At 67.3% G+C, this 16061-nt stretch carries 20 protein-coding genes; 12 read left to right on the top strand and 8 right to left on the bottom strand.

Going from position 1 to position 16061, the window contains the following annotated elements; genetic code table 11:
• Positions 1-139 precede the first annotated feature (139 nt).
• On the bottom strand, positions 140-1345 hold the full coding sequence (locus ACRQ4C_RS15055; protein ID WP_439689244.1) for an MFS transporter: 1206 nt from the start codon (positions 1343-1345) through the stop codon (positions 140-142).
• 434 nt (positions 1346-1779) lie between these two features.
• Here ACRQ4C_RS15055 and nrdH point away from each other — a divergent pair, with 434 nt between their 5' ends.
• The 9 genes from nrdH (at position 1780) to ACRQ4C_RS15010 (ending at position 7817) form a co-directional block, all read left to right on the top strand.
• Positions 1780-2013: a glutaredoxin-like protein NrdH gene (gene nrdH / locus ACRQ4C_RS15050; protein WP_022904483.1), complete on the top strand. Its 234-nt coding sequence runs from the start codon at positions 1780-1782 to the stop codon at positions 2011-2013.
• An 86-nt stretch (positions 2014-2099) separates the two neighbouring features.
• Complete coding sequence (nrdI, locus tag ACRQ4C_RS15045; RefSeq protein ID WP_439689243.1) at positions 2100-2516, top strand: class Ib ribonucleoside-diphosphate reductase assembly flavoprotein NrdI; 417 nt, start codon at positions 2100-2102, stop codon at positions 2514-2516.
• Positions 2517-2533: 17 nt separating this feature from the next.
• The gene (nrdE, locus tag ACRQ4C_RS15040; protein ID WP_439689242.1) at positions 2534-4639 is read left to right on the top strand and encodes a class 1b ribonucleoside-diphosphate reductase subunit alpha; all 2106 of its coding nucleotides are present in this window, start codon (positions 2534-2536) and stop codon (positions 4637-4639) included.
• A gap of 98 nt (positions 4640-4737) precedes the next feature.
• Positions 4738-5712 carry a class 1b ribonucleoside-diphosphate reductase subunit beta gene (gene nrdF / locus ACRQ4C_RS15035; protein ID WP_022904486.1) on the top strand — a complete coding sequence of 325 codons (975 nt, stop codon included), beginning with the start codon at positions 4738-4740 and terminating at the stop codon, positions 5710-5712.
• 293 nt (positions 5713-6005) lie between these two features.
• On the top strand, positions 6006-6449 hold the full coding sequence (locus tag ACRQ4C_RS15030; RefSeq protein ID WP_290133835.1) for a barstar family protein: 444 nt from the start codon (positions 6006-6008) through the stop codon (positions 6447-6449).
• A gap of 293 nt (positions 6450-6742) precedes the next feature.
• Positions 6743-6964, top strand: coding sequence for a hypothetical protein (locus ACRQ4C_RS15025; RefSeq protein ID WP_439689241.1), 222 nt, complete (start codon positions 6743-6745; stop codon positions 6962-6964).
• Between the two features lie 78 nt (positions 6965-7042).
• A complete protein-coding gene (locus tag ACRQ4C_RS15020) occupies positions 7043-7267 on the top strand; it encodes a hypothetical protein (RefSeq protein ID WP_439689240.1) in 225 nt (74 codons plus the stop codon).
• A 69-nt stretch (positions 7268-7336) separates the two neighbouring features.
• On the top strand, positions 7337-7519 hold the full coding sequence (locus ACRQ4C_RS15015; protein WP_439689239.1) for a hypothetical protein: 183 nt from the start codon (positions 7337-7339) through the stop codon (positions 7517-7519).
• Positions 7520-7628: 109 nt separating this feature from the next.
• On the top strand, positions 7629-7817 hold the full coding sequence (locus ACRQ4C_RS15010; protein WP_439689238.1) for a hypothetical protein: 189 nt from the start codon (positions 7629-7631) through the stop codon (positions 7815-7817).
• A gap of 419 nt (positions 7818-8236) precedes the next feature.
• Here ACRQ4C_RS15010 and ACRQ4C_RS15005 read toward each other — a convergent pair whose 3' ends face one another.
• A complete protein-coding gene (locus ACRQ4C_RS15005) occupies positions 8237-8662 on the bottom strand; it encodes a hypothetical protein (protein ID WP_439689237.1) in 426 nt (141 codons plus the stop codon).
• A 30-nt stretch (positions 8663-8692) separates the two neighbouring features.
• A complete protein-coding gene (locus tag ACRQ4C_RS15000; RefSeq protein WP_439689236.1) occupies positions 8693-9064 on the bottom strand; it encodes an SdpI family protein in 372 nt (123 codons plus the stop codon).
• A 272-nt stretch (positions 9065-9336) separates the two neighbouring features.
• Between ACRQ4C_RS15000 and ACRQ4C_RS14995 the strand changes: the two genes are divergently transcribed.
• On the top strand, positions 9337-9954 hold the full coding sequence (locus ACRQ4C_RS14995; protein ID WP_439689235.1) for a serine hydrolase: 618 nt from the start codon (positions 9337-9339) through the stop codon (positions 9952-9954).
• Positions 9951-10463 carry a hypothetical protein gene (locus ACRQ4C_RS14990; RefSeq protein WP_439689234.1) on the top strand — a complete coding sequence of 171 codons (513 nt, stop codon included), beginning with the start codon at positions 9951-9953 and terminating at the stop codon, positions 10461-10463. The genes ACRQ4C_RS14995 and ACRQ4C_RS14990 overlap by 4 nt, the downstream gene beginning before the upstream one ends.
• Positions 10464-10498: 35 nt before the next feature.
• On the opposite strand, the gene ACRQ4C_RS14985 is transcribed toward ACRQ4C_RS14990, so the two are convergent.
• Entirely contained in the window at positions 10499-11551 is a 1053-nt protein-coding gene (locus tag ACRQ4C_RS14985; RefSeq protein ID WP_439689233.1) for a methionine synthase, read from the bottom strand.
• Between the two features lie 32 nt (positions 11552-11583).
• On the bottom strand, positions 11584-12573 hold the full coding sequence (locus ACRQ4C_RS14980; RefSeq protein ID WP_439689232.1) for a putative oxygenase MesX: 990 nt from the start codon (positions 12571-12573) through the stop codon (positions 11584-11586).
• A gap of 119 nt (positions 12574-12692) precedes the next feature.
• Here ACRQ4C_RS14980 and ACRQ4C_RS14975 point away from each other — a divergent pair, with 119 nt between their 5' ends.
• On the top strand, positions 12693-13634 hold the full coding sequence (locus ACRQ4C_RS14975) for a LysR family transcriptional regulator (RefSeq protein WP_439689231.1): 942 nt from the start codon (positions 12693-12695) through the stop codon (positions 13632-13634).
• Between the two features lie 148 nt (positions 13635-13782).
• On the opposite strand, the gene ACRQ4C_RS14970 is transcribed toward ACRQ4C_RS14975, so the two are convergent.
• From ACRQ4C_RS14970 to ACRQ4C_RS14960, 3 genes are read right to left on the bottom strand one after another with little or no spacing between them, the layout of a single operon-like run.
• The gene (locus ACRQ4C_RS14970; RefSeq protein ID WP_439689230.1) at positions 13783-14382 is read right to left on the bottom strand and encodes a nucleotidyltransferase domain-containing protein; all 600 of its coding nucleotides are present in this window, start codon (positions 14380-14382) and stop codon (positions 13783-13785) included.
• A gap of 45 nt (positions 14383-14427) precedes the next feature.
• Entirely contained in the window at positions 14428-14946 is a 519-nt protein-coding gene (locus ACRQ4C_RS14965) for a mycothiol transferase (protein ID WP_439689229.1), read from the bottom strand.
• Positions 14943-15914: a serine hydrolase domain-containing protein gene (locus tag ACRQ4C_RS14960; RefSeq protein ID WP_439689228.1), complete on the bottom strand. Its 972-nt coding sequence runs from the start codon at positions 15912-15914 to the stop codon at positions 14943-14945. Before ACRQ4C_RS14960 ends, ACRQ4C_RS14965 begins: the two co-directional genes overlap by 4 nt.
• Positions 15915-16061 lie beyond the last annotated feature (147 nt).

Genomic DNA, 16061 nt, shown 5'->3' with positions numbered 1-16061 from the left:
GACCATGCACCCATCCTGCCGATCGTGGCGGGCGCGCGTCGTGCCTCCCGGCCGCTGTTCGCACCACGTGATCGACGTCACGCGCGTCGATCGACGTGTGCGGTGTCGAAACGCGCGCGTTTCGCGGGGGAGGTCCGGACTAGGTGGGGAGGTTGACCGGCTCGGTGTCGGGGATGGGGCTCGCGTCGCGGCCACGCAGGTCGGGCAGCCACTGCTTCGCCGCCAGCGGGAGCAGGACGCCGACCAGCGCCATGCCCGCGCCGACCATGAGTCCGCCGGTCGGGCCGTGCAGGTCGATGAGGAACCCGGCGACAGCGGAACCGCCAGCCGCGCCGATGAGCTGGCCGGTGCCCATCCAGCCGTAGGCCTCGGCGGTGTCGGAGAACTTCACCGTCGCCGACACCGAGCCGAACATCACGGCGAGGGCCGGGGCGATGCCGCCACCCGCGATGAGGAGCGCCAGGCAGAGCCACCAGAAGTCCGTGCCACCGACCGCAAGGGCGAGGCCGACGAAGACGATCGTCATGCGGGTCCACAGGGTGTTCGGCGAGATCGGGCGGTGGCCGAACGCGAGCCCGCCGACGAGTGAGCCGATCGCGAACACCGCGAGGACGATGCCGGCGTTCGGACTGCCCTCACCGAACACGCTCGTCACGCTGGCCTCGACCGCGGCACACGCTCCGATGAGGAGGAGGCCGGTCAGGGTGGCGACGACGACCGAGGGGCGGCGCAGGACGACGCCGAACGCCCGCTTCGAGCGGGGGATGCGCACGCGGCCGAGCTCGGGGGAGGCGATGAACCACACGCCGCCGATGACGAGGAACGCCATCGCGACGACGATTGCCTCGACGGTGCCGATCTGCGTGGCGACGAAGGTCGTGATGACCGGGCCGGCCACCCAGATGAGCTCCTGCGCGCTCGCGTCGAGCGAGAAGAGTGGCGTGAGCTGCGCCGAGGTCACCATCTTCGGGTAGATGGTGCGCACGGCCGGCTGGACCGGGGGCACCGCCAGCCCGCCGATGAACCCGACGACGACGTAGCCCCAGAGCGGCATCAGGACGAACCCGACGACGCCCATGCTCGCGAGCGCGACGATGCTCGTGAGGATCAGGACGGGACGCATGCCCCAGCTGCCCATCCACCGGCTGGTGAGCGGGCCCGCGATCGCCTGCCCGATGCTCGTCGTGGCGAGCACGAGTCCGGCCGCGCCGTACGAGTCGAAGACGTGCTCGACGTGGAGCAGGTACGCGAGCGAGAGCATCCCGAACGGGAAGCGGGCGGTGAGCTGCGCGGCGATGACACGACCGACGCCGGGGGTCTTCAGCAGGGGCCCGTACGTACTCACAAGAGGAGTGTACGGACCGGACGGACGGCCTGTCCCCCGGTCGGGGAGGTGTGCACGGACGGCACCTGTGCACGGTCAGGTGCCGGGCTCCGCGACACGCCGATCGTGTTCTGCCCACAGGCGTGGAGGGATGTGTCCACAAGGTGTGGAGGAGTGTCGGTGGCGAGGGTCAGACTGGCGGAATCACGGGCCTCTCCCGACTGTTCACACTGTGGAGGGCGTTGTGGAGAACTACACGGCTGTAACACTTTCTCTTGTGGTCGGTCCCGGTGTCGGCCACTAGATGTAGTATCGAGTCACCGGTTCGCACCCGCTCTCTGCGGGCGCAGCACTCGCTCTCTGCGAGACCCGGCAGGCTTCAGAAGCACCACAGCAGCACAACCACCAGCACCACTGAACGACCCGCTCGACGGGCCGAGAACACAGGGGAGATCATGGCCGTCACCGTCTACACCAAGCCGTCCTGCGTCCAGTGCACCGCGACGTACCGGGCCCTCGACAACAAGGGCATCCAGTACGAGGTGCACGACGTCTCCACGGACGAGGCAGCCCTCGAGCACGTCAAGAGCCTCGGCTACCTGCAGGCCCCGGTCGTCGTGACCGACGACGACCACTGGTCGGGCTTCCGTCCCGACAAGATCGCGACGCTCAGCGCCGAGCTCGCGTGATCCACTAGGTGTGTTTCCGGCCCCGTAGGGGCCGGAAACACACCTACCCCTGATCTGCTGTCCGCACCTCTCACCAGGGAGCGCACATGAGTCGCCTCGTCTACTTCTCGAGCGTGTCCGGCTACACGGCCCGCTTCATCGAGAAGCTGGGCCTGCCGGCAGATCGGATCCCGCTCTACCCGAACGACCCGTTCCTCCACGCGGACGAGCCGTACGTCCTCGTGCTGCCGACCTACGGGGGCGGCAACGGGCAGGGAGCGGTCCCGAAGCAGGTCATCAAGTTCCTCAACGACGAACGCAACCGATCGCTCATCCGCGGTGTGGTCGTCGGCGGCAACACGAACTTCGGCGAGGCCTACGGCCTCGCGGGGGACGTCATCGCACAAAAGTGCGGCGTCCCCGTCCTCTACCGTTTCGAGCTCTTCGGCACGCCTGACGACGTGCACGCAGTCACCACTGGATTGGAAGCATTTTGGACGCAGCAGTTGCAGACGTCGATCTGACGTCGCCGCAGACGGGGATGGACTACCACTCCCTCAACGCGATGCTCAACCTCTACGACTCGGACGGGAACATCCAGTTCGACAAGGACCGTGAGGCCGCCAAGCAGTTCTTCCTGCAGCACGTCAACCAGAACACCGTCTTCTTCCACAACCTGAAGGAGCGGCTCGACTACCTGGTCGAGAACGAGTACTACGAAGCCGCGACGATCGAGCAGTACTCGCTCGAGTTCATCCAGAAGCTCAACGACCTGGCGTACTCGAAGAAGTTCCGGTTCCAGACGTTCCTCGGTGCGTTCAAGTACTACACGAGCTACACGCTCAAGACGTTCGACGGCAAGCGGTACCTCGAGCGCTTCGAGGACCGCGTCGTGATGACCGCCCTCGGCCTCGCGCAGGGCAACGAGCAGCTCGCGATCGACCTCGTGGAAGAGATCATCGCCGGCCGCTTCCAGCCCGCGACCCCGACGTTCCTCAACACCGCGAAGGCCCAGCGCGGCGAACTCGTCTCCTGCTTCCTCCTCCGCATCGAGGACAACATGGAGTCGATCTCGCGCGGCATCAACTCCTCGCTGCAGCTCTCGAAGCGCGGCGGCGGCGTGGCCCTGCTGCTCTCCAACATCCGTGAGGCCGGCGCCCCGATCAAGCAGATCGAGAACCAGTCCTCCGGGATCATCCCCGTGATGAAGCTGCTGGAAGACTCCTTCTCCTACGCGAACCAGCTCGGTGCGCGTCAGGGTGCCGGTGCCGTCTACCTGTCGGCGCACCACCCGGACATCATGAAGTTCCTCGACACCAAGCGCGAGAACGCGGACGAGAAGATCCGCATCAAGACGCTGTCGCTCGGTGTCGTCGTGCCGGACATCACGTTCGAGCTCGCGAAGAACAACGAGGACATGTACCTCTTCTCGCCGTACGACGTCGAGAAGGTCTACGGCATGCCGTTCGGCGACGTCCCGATCTCCGAGAACTACCGCGCGATGGTCGACGACTCGCGCATCAAGAAGACGAAGATCAAGGCGCGTGACTTCTTCACGACCATCGCCGAGATCCAGTTCGAGTCGGGCTACCCGTACATCGTGTTCGAGGACACGGTGAACAAGGCCAACCCGATCAAGGGTCGGATCAACATGTCCAACCTGTGCTCGGAGATCCTGCAGGTGAACACGCCGACCACCTTCAACGAGGACCTCTCGTACAAGGAGATCGGCAAGGACATCTCCTGCAACCTCGGATCGCTGAACATCGCGCTGACGATGGACTCGCCGGACTTCGGCAAGACCATCGAGACGGCCATCCGCGGCCTCACGTCGGTGTCGCAGATGTCGCACATCTCGTCGGTCCGCTCCGTCGAGGACGGCAACGACAAGTCGCACGCCATCGGCCTGGGCCAGATGAACCTGCACGGCTACCTCGCTCGTGAGCGCGTGTACTACGGCTCCGAAGAGGGCATCGACTTCACGAACATCTACTTCTACACGGTGCTGTTCCACGCCCTGCGCGCCTCGAACAACATCGCCATCGAGACGGGGGAGACCTTCGACGGCTTCCGCGACTCGAAGTACGCGTCGGGTGAGTTCTTCGACAAGTACACCGACCAGGCGTGGACGCCGGCGACCGCCCGCGTCGCGGAGCTCTTCGCCAGCGCGAACATCGCGATCCCGACGCAGGACGACTGGAAGGCGCTGAAGGCGTCCGTCCAGGAGCACGGCATCTACAACCAGAACCTGCAGGCCGTCCCGCCGACCGGTTCGATCTCGTACATCAACCACTCGACGTCGTCGATCCACCCGATCGCGTCGAAGATCGAGATCCGCAAGGAAGGCAAGCTCGGTCGCGTCTACTACCCGGCGCCGTTCATGACGAACGACAACCTGGACTACTACCAGGACGCGTACGAGATCGGTGCCGAGAAGATCATCGACACCTACGCCGCTGCCACGCAGCACGTCGACCAGGGTCTGTCGCTCACGCTGTTCTTCAAGGACACCGCGACCACGCGCGACATCAACAAGGCCCAGATCTACGCATGGCGCAAGGGCATCAAGACGATCTACTACATCCGTCTGCGCCAGCTCGCCCTCGAGGGCACCGAGGTCGAGGGCTGCGTCAGCTGCATGCTCTGATCGCTCACGCGATCACCCTCCGGACTGGAGGCGCGGGGCGGCCCCGCACCGCGCCTCCAGTCCGCATCTTCGTCAGTCAGTAATCAAAGGAACGTGCGTTGGTCGAGAAGCTGAAGCTCATTGATCGGGTCCAGGCGATCAACTGGAACCGCATCCAGGACGACAAGGACGTGGAGGTCTGGAACCGTCTCGTCAACAACTTCTGGCTGCCGGAGAAGGTGCCGCTGTCGAACGACGTCCAGTCGTGGAACACGCTGACGCCGGCCGAGCAGACGATGACGATGCGGGTCTTCACCGGCCTCACGCTGCTCGACACCATCCAGGGCACCGTCGGCGCCGTGTCGCTCATCCCCGACGCGATCACCCCGCACGAGGAAGCCGTCTACACGAACATCGCCTTCATGGAGTCGGTGCACGCCAAGAGCTACTCGTCGATCTTCTCGACCCTGGCGTCCACGCCCGAGATCGACGAAGCCTTCCGCTGGTCCGAGGAGAACCCGAACCTGCAGAAGAAGGCCCAGATCGTCATGGACTACTACCAGGGCGAATCGCCGCTGAAGCGCAAGGTCGCTTCGACGCTGCTCGAGTCGTTCCTGTTCTACTCCGGCTTCTACCTGCCGATGCACTGGTCCTCGCGGGCGAAGCTGACGAACACCGCCGACCTCATCCGCCTCATCATCCGCGACGAGGCCGTGCACGGGTACTACATCGGGTACAAGTACCAGAAGGGTCTCGAGCAGGTCACCGAGGCCGAGCGTCAGGAGCTCAAGGACTACACGTTCTCGCTCCTCTTCGAGCTGTACGAGAACGAGACGCAGTACACGCAGGACCTCTACGACGAGGTCGGGCTGAGCGAGGACGTCAAGAAGTTCCTGCACTACAACGCGAACAAGGCGCTCATGAACCTCGGGTACGAGCCGATGTTCCCGAAGGAGCTCACCGAGGTGAACCCGGCGATCCTGTCGGCGCTCTCCCCGAACGCGGACGAGAACCACGACTTCTTCTCGGGGTCGGGCTCGTCGTACGTCATCGGTAAGGCCGTCGTGACGGAGGACGAGGACTGGGACTTCTGATCCCGGGCTGACTCGTGGGAACGCCCCGCTGGCTTCGGCCAGCGGGGCGTTCGTCGTTCAGGGGCGCGGTCGCCGACTGGTCGGAGAGCGGAACTTCATCGAGATTCGATTCGGTCGGGCTATCTGCGACACGGCAGTCGCATTGCGTGCGTTGCAAGAAGCTGTGTTCGGTGCGGACCGGCTGTCGGACGGCCAACAGGATCTCCATCGGAGACGTTGATGGGCAGCGACGGCTCTTTCTGCGAGATCGGTCGCGGCTGTCCTAGGGCCTCCTCACGTACTACGGTTCGAGCGTGCCCGTGTTCTCCAACGACGACATCCTCGGCAACAGGCTGGACTTCGAGATTGCCCGCGACGGATTCGTGCGGAGGTTGCAAGGCGATGCTGCGTTGCGCAATGGCGAGACGTGGCTTCGGCGCGAGGGCTATCGGGTCATCGAGCTGGACGCCGGGGCATGGAGAGAAGGCATGCAGATGCACATCGCCTTCGCGACGGCCCTGCAGTTCCCCAGCCACTTCGGGAGGAACCTGGACGCGCTCGACGACTGCATGTCAGACGTAGCCGTGGCGAACTACGGGTGGGACGGAACCGAGACGGGCCTCGTCCTGATCCTGTCCGGCTTCGACGATTTCGCTCAACGACTCCCACGGATCGCCGACCACGTGAAGCAGATCCTGGGGAGGCAGGGACGCTACGCAGCACTCTTCGGGAACCGGCTCCTCACAATCTTGTCCTGAAGACGATGGGGCACAATCGGCGTCCCCGCCTTGGCTGGTTTCTGAGGCGACGGGCTGTCGGGACACCGCCAGCCAGAGCGTTTTGCGGAGGACCAGCATGAGTCCTGGGTCCACGTGTTGGACGCTGCCGAGGGCTGCCGCCGACCACAGTGAGCTGAAGTCTCTGTCCTGACGATGCAAGTCGGGGGACTGGGTGCCACTCCCAGCAGTGGGCCGCCGACGTCTCGGAGGCTGGCGGTAACCGTCTCCTTGCTGATCAGTTTGCGGAACTGTGCACGAGTAACGTTCGCCCAGTGAGTGCGCTCTGGCTGGGGTTGGCCGCGGTGATCTTCCTCTGTTGGGGCGGCATCCTCCTCAGCTTCCCCGAGCTGATCGCTCGATTCTCGCGCAAGGTGCAAGGCGAGTTCTGGGGAGGTCAGCTCACTCCCGAGCGAACGAGATACCTCGGATTCGGCTTCGTGCTCACCGGTGTGGTCGCGGCCGGATTGCTCCTCGCGTTGATCCTTCGAGGCTGAGCGCGGCGTCCCTTCGGAAGCTTGGTCGACGAGAAGGTCGTCCGCTCGACAGGAACGGACGCGACGTAGCCTGGTCGGATGAACGACCAGCCGCCCCGCAGCATGGCCGATCTGTTCACGGAGGGCGAGGAAACTGTTCCGGCGCCCCGCAACGCAATCCGCGCCGTCGGTCTGGTCGGCTTGCTGACGTTGTTGATCACGGTGATCGCGGTCGTCGCCGCTGTCGTCGTGACCGTGACGTTCTTCGCCACGGTCCTCGGCGGAATCTTCCTGATCTTCGGGCTGGGGCCGCCGCTCCTCTGACGAGCCAGCCAGTGCTTCACGAACCGCGGTGTACGAACCTCGGTGACACTCGACAGCTAGGTTCGTCGCATGAGTCGAACGAACGTGCTCTGGGTGGTGTTCCTGTTGCTCGGACTCGTGTTCGGTGCAGTCTCCATCGTGCTTCTCTCGAGAAGCACCTCCGGTGTGTTCGGATGGATCACGCTCGTCTGTGCCGTGGTCATCCTGGTGTGTTCCGCAGTGGCGTACCGCCGTGCCCGCCTCCATCCGTGACAGGTTTCCGATCGGTGATCGGACGCCGGCCGCTCGGTCTGGTTGCATCGATGCACCGCTCGCGATCGTTTCGGACACACCCGTCGTCCCCGCGGGAGAGGAGCGCCGCATGTTCAGGATGAAGGGGAACCTCGTTCCGCCGACCATCATCGGGTTGTTTGCGGTCGCTGTTGGCGCGATCACGCTGCTTTCGCCTCACCGCGCAGATGGCAGCGTTGCCGTCTGGGGTGTGCTCGCGGGATTGTTCGGCGTCTACGTGCTGTGCGGCGTCGTCGTGTCCTGGCGGGCGCGGAGATGAGCACGCGGAGCGCAGGAGACGCAGCCGAGCCGTTTCGTGCGCCCAGCGCTCGAGAACGAGCGATCGTGGATGCTCTTGCCGGCGTTACTCGTAGGAGGAGTGCGGATGCACTCCGGTCGCAAGCGTCGGTGATGCTCGTCGCGGCGAACTGCGAGTGCGGGTGTGGCAGCTTCGCAGTGTCGTCACCAGGCGCTGCGCCAGCCGTGACCATGCACGATGTGCCCGCCCTCGTCGGGAACGAGCCTCCGACCAAGGTGCTGCCTGTCGTCAACGATGGCGGCAGGTTGGCGAGCGTCGAAGTGACGTACTCCCTCACGGAGGCACACGGCATCCCCCAAGCGATCGCCCTGACCGCACGATCGCCGGATTGACATCGATGAGCGGACCACCACGCGATTCGGCTGCGGCCCTGGCCGCCGTCACTCCGGCGGCGTTGTCCCGGCGCCCTCGGTGTCGTCTGAGCCAGCCGGACCGGTCCCGGCCTCATCGAGGTTCTCGTGCGGGTCGCCCATGTCTCCAGTTGCTGCGCCGACGGCGGACAGTCCGTAGTGCTTGCGAACAGCATTCGCTTCGACCAGGGAAAGAGTGTGTCCGGTTCCGAGGACCGGCGCGTCCTTGATCGCCTCCTTGGTGTACCCGACGTGCAGGTCCGTGCCGTCGAGGGTGGCGTCTTCGACCGGGATCAGGGCCTGGTGCCTCCCGAGCACCCCCGTTGCGACGCTGACGTAGGCGGCGCTTCCGTCCTCATCGAAGGGGAACACCTGTGTCACCTTGCCGATCGACGCACCGCTGCGATCACGGACCGTCGCGGTCTCGACCCGGCGGATGAGGCTCTCGGCGATCATGGGCGTAGTCAACGCCGTACGCCTGATGCTTCAGGGCGACGAGAGCGGTTCGTCGCAGGACGAACCGCGGCGGACGGCACGGTGCGCAGCGGGGATGGACAGGAGTGCTCCGACGAGCAGGACCATCGCGGCCACGAGCACCGATATCGGGTGCCGCAGCACCGGAATGGCGATGCTGACCAGGCACCACAGCACGCTGGTGGCTCCGGCGATCACGGTCGGCCGCAGCGCTGCGCGGTGGCCGATGCGCCAAGCGGCGTCGCTGGACATCGTCAGCCGCGTCCGGACGCCCGCGAGATCGTTCCGGGCGAGTGTTCCGGTGGCAGCGCGCCAGGTCAGCCAGGTCACCAGGGCGGCTGCGCCGATCTCGAGCGACAACGCGAACACCATTGCTCCTCCCATGGTGTCGAACGGTAATGTTTCACCGGCGAGCAGTCAACTTCCCGAGGAGGAGCACGGTGCGAAGTCCGTTCGATGCCTCTGGATTCTGGCGTGCGAGTCTCCGGACGGCCGACGGATGGCGTGTGGTCCGCGAGCCCCGCGGGCCCTACGCCGATGCGTCGCTGATCGAGTGGGGAAGCATCACCAAGGGGGTCGTGGGCGCGACGGCCGTGCTCACGCTCGATGTCGAACAGCCGGTCGTGCACTAACTGCCCGACGTGCCCGATCCCGACATGACCGTTGCTGACCTCGTGCACCACACGTCGGGACTGCCTCGGCTGCCGGCAACGATGCGGGATCGAGTCTTCGGCGATCCGTACCACCAGGCGGTCGGCGTGCCGCTGGACCTGGCGCTCGTGGTATCGGCCGGCCATCGTGGCCAGTACGTGTACTCGAACCTCGGGTACGCCGTCCTCGGAGCGGTCCTCGACAGGGTGCACGGCGATTGGTTCGCTGCTGCTCGGGAGCACGTCCTCGAGCCTGCAGGAGTGAGGTCGGCAACGCTGGCGCCTCCGTCGACCGAGCGCGCCGTCCCGAAGTTGTTCGGGCGTCCCGTGCGGCCCTGGGATCTCGGCAACTCGTCGTTCGCAGCTGCTGGCGGGATGTGGTCGACGTTCGAGGACCTCTGCCGCTACGCCGACTGGGTGCTGGAGTCCGGCCCGGACCGGCTGCGGTCGGTGAGCTGGCGGCGTGAAGGAGCAACGACGTGGATCAACGGAGAGGTCCGGGCGGCGGGGGCGTCCATCGTGAACGTTCGAGGGATCACCGCGGTGGTCCACGCGCTCGCGAAAGCCCCGCACGCCGCCGATGGAATTGCCACGGCACTCATCCAGCAGGAGCTCGCAGCATGACGCGACGACGGCGCGCCGTTGTCCGTTCGCGCCGCACCGTCCTCGCGATCGTCGCGGCGGCGCTTCCCATGGCCGGCGCCGGCGCGGTCACGTGCGCCTGGTGGGGCCGGCTACCCGCCCGGATCGCCACGACGTTCGGCCCGGACGGCGAACCGAGCGGGTACGAAGATCCGTCAGTGGCGGCGATCGTCGTTGGTGCGCTCCAAGCGGTGTTCCTCGCGGCTTCGACGATGTCTGCACTCGCCGAGGACCGACGCAAGGCGCGCGTTGCGTGCGCGGTCACCGCCGGCTTCGTCGCCGTGCTCGCCGTCAGCTGGGTGATCCTGGTGGGGCTGGCCTCGTCGACGTTGGGGCCGGCAGCGTGGTGGCTCATGCTCGCGGCCCCGGTGTGGACAGGCGTCCCGTACTGGGCGTTCGGAGCGGCCGGTGGGGATGACGACGTGGCGCCAGGACCAGCGCGACGTCACCGCCGGGCAGCAGCCGCGCCTCCCGGCCGCTCTGCAAGCTGACCGAACGGCCGACGCGACGAGCGCGACGCGTCGTGCTAGCGGCCGGCCGGCACGGCCGCGCCCACCAGCTCGGCCCGCACGATGTTCGCCCCGGCGGACAGCGCCCCCAGCTTCGCGAGCGCAGCACCGCGTGCCAGCGGCGCCATCCCGCAGTTGGTGCTCGGGATGAGCTTGTCCGCGTCGACGAACTCGAGCGCTCGACGCAGCACCTCGGCGACCTCCTCCGGGGTCTCGACGGTCTCGGTGGCGACGTCGATCGCGCCGAGCATCACCTTCTTGCCGCGGATGAGTTCGACGAGGTCGAGCGGCACGTGGGAGTGGATGCACTCGAGGGAGACGATGTCGATCGAGGACTGCTGGAGGAGCGGGAACGACTGCTCGTACTGCCGCCACTCGGCGCCGAGCGTCTCCTTCCACTTGTTGTTCGCCTCGATGCCGTAGCCGTAGCAAATGTGCACGGCGGTCTCGGCGGTGTGCAGGCCCTCGGCGGCACGTTCGAGTGCGGCGACGCCCCAGTCCTGCACCTCGTCGTGGAAGACGGTGAAGGCGGGCTCGTCGAACTGGATGATGTCGACCCCGGCCGCTTCGAGTTCCCGGGCTTCTTCGTTGAGGATCGTGGCGAACTCCCACGCCAGCTTCTCGCGCGACTTGTAGTGCTGGTCGGAGAGGGTGTCGATCATGGTCATCGGGCCGGGGAGTGCCCACTTGATCGGTCGGTCGGTCTGGGTGCGCAGGAAGCGGGCGTCGTCCACGAACACCGGGGCGGGGCGACTCACGGCGCCGACGACGGTGGGGACGGCGGCGTCGTAGCGGTCGCGGATCCGGACGGTCTCCTTGCGCTGCTGGTCGATCCCGTCGAGGTGCTCGATGAACGTCGTGACGAAGTGCTGCCGGGTCTGTTCGCCGTCGCTGACGATGTCGATGCCGCGGTGCTCCTGCTCGTGGACGGCAGAGCGGAGGGCGTCCTGCTTGCCCTCGGCCAGCGCCGCACCCTCGAGCAGCCAGGGCGACCAGAGGCGCTCGGGCTCGGCGAGCCAGGACGGCTTCGGCAGGCTGCCGACGATGGAAGTGGGGAGGAGAGACGTCATGCGAGTGCGGGTCCTGTCGGGGAAGAGGGAAGTCAGAGAGCGACGGCGGCGTCGGCGGCGAACCGGGCGAGCAGCGCGCGGTGCGGTGTCACGAGGTGCTCCTCGGTCCACCGGCCCTGGGTGACGCCGAGGCGGCTGCGCTCCTCACGGTCGTACGTGACCGGCGGCACCGTGAAGTCCGTGTGCTCGAGGGTCGGGCGGTAGGTCGCGCCGGCGGGGGTGTTCGCGTTGTAGATCTCCGGGCGGTAGATCTTCTGGAACGTCTCCATCGTGGCGATGGTGCCGATGAGCTGGAGGTCGGAGTAGTCCGCGGTCAGGTCGCCGCGCGAGTAGAACGCGAGCGGGGCCGAGGCTCCGGCGGGCTGGAAGTACCGGACCCGCATGCCCATCCGGCCGAAGTAGTCGTCGGTGAGCGAGGAGTGCTCGTGGTCGTACTCGGCGCCGAGGACCGGGTGGACGAACCCCGTCTGCCGGTAGGTCTGGCTCGTCGAGACGCTGATGCAGACGACGGGCTCCGTCGTGAACCGGGAACCGAACGCCGACGACGAGAGGAATCGCTGGAAGAGGACCCCGTGCAACACACCGAAGTCGGACGGCAGCGACGGCAGTGACGGCAGCAGCACCGAGAAGTCGTAGTCGCGGAGGTACGACGAGAAGTTGTTGCCGAGGATCCCGTGGTGGCGCTCACCGGTGTGCTGGTCGACGATCGTGACGTCGAGCATCTCGAGCAGCGGGAAGCGCTCCGCAGCGCCCTCGTCGACGAACTCCATCGACACCGACACGATGTCGAGCTCGGCACGGTACCGGTCACTGGTCGCGCTCGACACCGCAGACGACCCAGCGGCGCCGGCCAGCTCGTTCAGCCGCCCGTCGATCATCCCGAGCGCGTTGCGGAGGTTCTCCTGCCGCCGTTCACCGCGCGCGAGGTTCGCGAAGTTCGTCGTCAACCGGGAGCTGTCGGAGGGGGAGTAGTCCTCGTCGAACCGGGTCCTGGTGATGCTGAAGGTGAGGTCGTCCGTCATGGTGAGCCATCCGTCTGCTGAGCGGCCCAGAGGCACTGGGAAGGGGTTCCTCGATCATGACCGGAACCACGGGTCATCAGGTAATACGGAGACGCTATGCGGCGGTATAGCCTCTGCCTATGGCCCGGGTTGCGAACGACATCACCCTCCAGCAGCTGCGCTACTTCATCGAGGTCGCGTCCGAGGGCTCCATCAGCGCAGCCGCCGACCTGCTCTACGTGTCGCAGCCGACGATGTCCGCGGCGATGAAGGACCTCGAGGCGCGGATCGGGCGCCCGCTCTTCACGCGGTCGGCACGCGGCGTCGTGCTCACCGTCGACGGGGTCGAGTTCCTCGGGTACGCCCGACAGGTCGTCGAGCAGGTGTCGCTCCTCGAACAGCGCTACGTCGGCCGGCAGGCATCACGTCGGCTGCTCGGGGTGAGCGCGCAGCACTACTCGTTCGCCGTCGAGGCCTTCGTCCGCATGGTCGAGGGGGCGGCAGCGGACGAGTACGAGTTCTCCCTCCGTGAGACCCGCACGTGGGACATCATCGAGGACGTCCGCACACTCCGCAGCGAGGTCGGCATCCTCTACCGCAACGACTTCAACCGACAGGTGCTCGGCAAGCTCTTCCGGGACGCCGGGGTCGTGTTCACCCCGCTGTTCGTCGCGCAGCCGCACATCTTCGTCGCCCGTCGGAACCCGATCGCCGCCCGGGAGCGCGCGACCCTCGACGACCTGGCCGACCTGCCGCGGCTCACGTTCGACCAGGGCGCGAACAACTCCTTCTACCTCGCCGAGGAGATCCTCTCCGCGATGTCGAGCAAGCGGGAGATCCGGGTGTCGGACCGTGCGACGATCTTCAACCTCATGATCGGACTCGGCGGCTACACGATCTCCACCGGCCTCATCAGCGACGACCTCGACCCCGAGATCGTCGCCATCCCGCTCGACGTCGACGAGCGGATCGAGATCGGCTGGATCGCGCACGCCTCGGTCCCGCTCACGGTGCAGGCGCAGACCTACCTCGACGAGCTGCGCGCGGTGGTCACCAGCTACGGGGTCGAGCCGCTCGGGTAGGCGGGTAGGCGGGTAGGCGGGTGGGCGGGTCGCGACAGCTGGCGGTCGCGCGTCGACCGCTGTCGCGGTGACCGGCCTGGAGGCGCGACCCGCCCTCACAAGGCAGGTCGCGCCTCCAGGCCGGTCACCTCGCGCCCTGCCGCGACGGTCAGCGGAACAGGTCTCGCCAAGGCGACGTCGGATGCGCGCGGCGGATCGCCGCGTCGAGCCAGTCGCGCGCCTCGTCGTCGAGCAGCGGGGTCACTGCCGCCCGGTCCGCGTCGTCCTTCGCAAGCGGAGCAGCTGACTTCCAGAGCAGTTGTACTTCGGGGCCCACGACCCGCATCCCCTGTACGTTCAGGACGGCGGACGCCCAGGCGCGGTCGATGGTCGGCTCCCGCCGGTAGCGCCACGCGTGCTCGTCACCGGCCTCGAGGTTGATCTGCAGACACCACGATCCTGACCGGCTGTCGAGGCACCACACGTTGACCAACGGCTCGTGGTCGGGCGCCTTGTCGAGCGGCGTGAGCATCCCGGACTGCGCTGCGAAGCGGTGCAGCCAGTCGGGGAGCGTCGCGACGAAGTCGGGGAAGTCCTCTGCGGTGACGCTGACGTCGACATCGCCGTGCGCGCGGGACTCGTACCCGAGCAGCACATCGAGGGCGACTCCGCCGGAGAGCCATGCGCGACCGTCTGCGATGAGATCACTGACGTCGGCGACCGGCAGGGGTGCCCACCGGTCGACGGACGGGTCGTGGCGGCGTCGCATGCCGACACGGTACAGGCGTCCTCGTGCCGGCCGGGCGCGCATCGGTCACGGGGTCGGGGTGTCGCTTCGATCGGTGAACTCGGTGAGGACGAGGTGCTGGTGGCCGTCGACGAGCTCCCGCGCGACGTCGAGGTGGCCGGCGTGCGTGGCGGTCTCGGTGATGACGTGCAGGACGGTCTCGAGGAGGGAGCGGTCCGGCGCCCAGGGGTAGAGCGCCAGGGCCCGTGACGAGGGGCGCGCGTCGAGCGCCGTGGACTCGATGACGCGGTCGGAGCGTGCCGCGGCGGCCGCGTAGTCGTCGAGGATCTGCTGGCGGCTCGGGAACGGTGACGGGTGCCACACCTCGTCGTCGGTCGGGAGGTCGAGCGCCTCGCCGGCGACGACCCCCTGGAACCAGAACCGCTCGACGTCGGAGGTCAGGTGACGGACCATGCCGAGCGGGGTCCAGCCCGACGGGACGGCCGAGCTCGTCAGCGCCTCGTCGGGGAGGCCGTCGAGGGTGCTGAGGACGCGGCGCCGCTGGGCGCGCAGCGTGTCGAGCAGGAGGTCCTTCAGGTCGGTCATCGTGTCGCGGCCCACTCGTGGAGCGCGGCTTCGACACCGCTCGCGTCGTTGCTCAGGACCACCACCTCGGTGTCCTCGCCGGGCACTTCGGCGAGCAGGGACTGGAAGCCGGGGTTGTCCCCTGGCACGAACCAGCCGTCGTCGCCGAGCACCCGTCCGAGAAAGGTGCCGTAGCCGTACGCCTTCGCCGAGAGTGAGCGGTCGACGGGGTCCGGCGGTTCGAGGATCGCCTGCGGGGAAAGCATCTCCGCGACCAGGGTCTGGGGTATGAGCTGCCCGGACCGCAGTGCCCGGCCGTACCGGAGCAGGTCTCCGGCCGTCGTCCACAGGTCGCCGGTACCGGGGAGGTCGGCGAAGCCCTGCTCGACGGTGATCGTCCGGCCGTCCACGTGTCCGACCGCAGCCCCGCGCTCGGGGAACTGCCCGGACGTCGTGTCGCGCATCCCGGTCGGCCCGAGCACCACGTCCCCGAGGGCTTCCGCGTAGGGGCGGCCGGTCACCGCCTCGATCACCCGCGCCACGACGAGGAAGCCCGGTCCGCTGTACCGGAATCGTTCACCGGGCGCGGCGTCGGGTTCCGCGGTCAGGGTCAGCCGGACGAGCTCCTCGTGCGACGACGGGACGTCGAGCAGGGGTGGGACACCGTCGAGGCTGCTCCAGTGCCCGAGCCCGGAGGTGTGGCTGAGGAGGTGGTGCAGTGTCACCGCACGCAGGTGTCCGGGGAGGGCGGGCAGGTGCTCGGCGATCGGCTGGTCGAGCGCGAGGCGTCCGCGGGCGACGAGGTCGAGGGCGACGACGGACATCAGCTGCTTGCTGATCGACCCCGCCTGGAACCGCGTGCCGAGGATGATCGGCGGCGATTCCGGTCCAGCGGTGTTCCCCACCGCACGTTCGACGAGCGGTTCCGCTCCGCGCGCGACGAGCATCGTCCCGGACCAGGCCGGCTGCGGTGCGACGTCGTCGTCCATGCGTGCACGCTACCGCCGCTCCTGGGCCCGTCGTCGCCGGTCGGGAACCTGAAGCGATCGTCATGTCCCGATCGCACCCTCGAGCGCCCCGCTGCTCTACCGTCGGTCGCGGGGGCTCGTCGCTCCCGCCGACCCTCCGAGGAGCAC

The sequence above is a fragment of the Curtobacterium sp. SP.BCp genome, assembly GCF_051903255.1.
Lineage (GTDB): Bacteria > Actinomycetota > Actinomycetes > Actinomycetales > Microbacteriaceae > Curtobacterium.
Note: the sequence above shows the minus strand (reverse complement) of the source record. Positions and strands in the feature narration are given on the sequence as shown.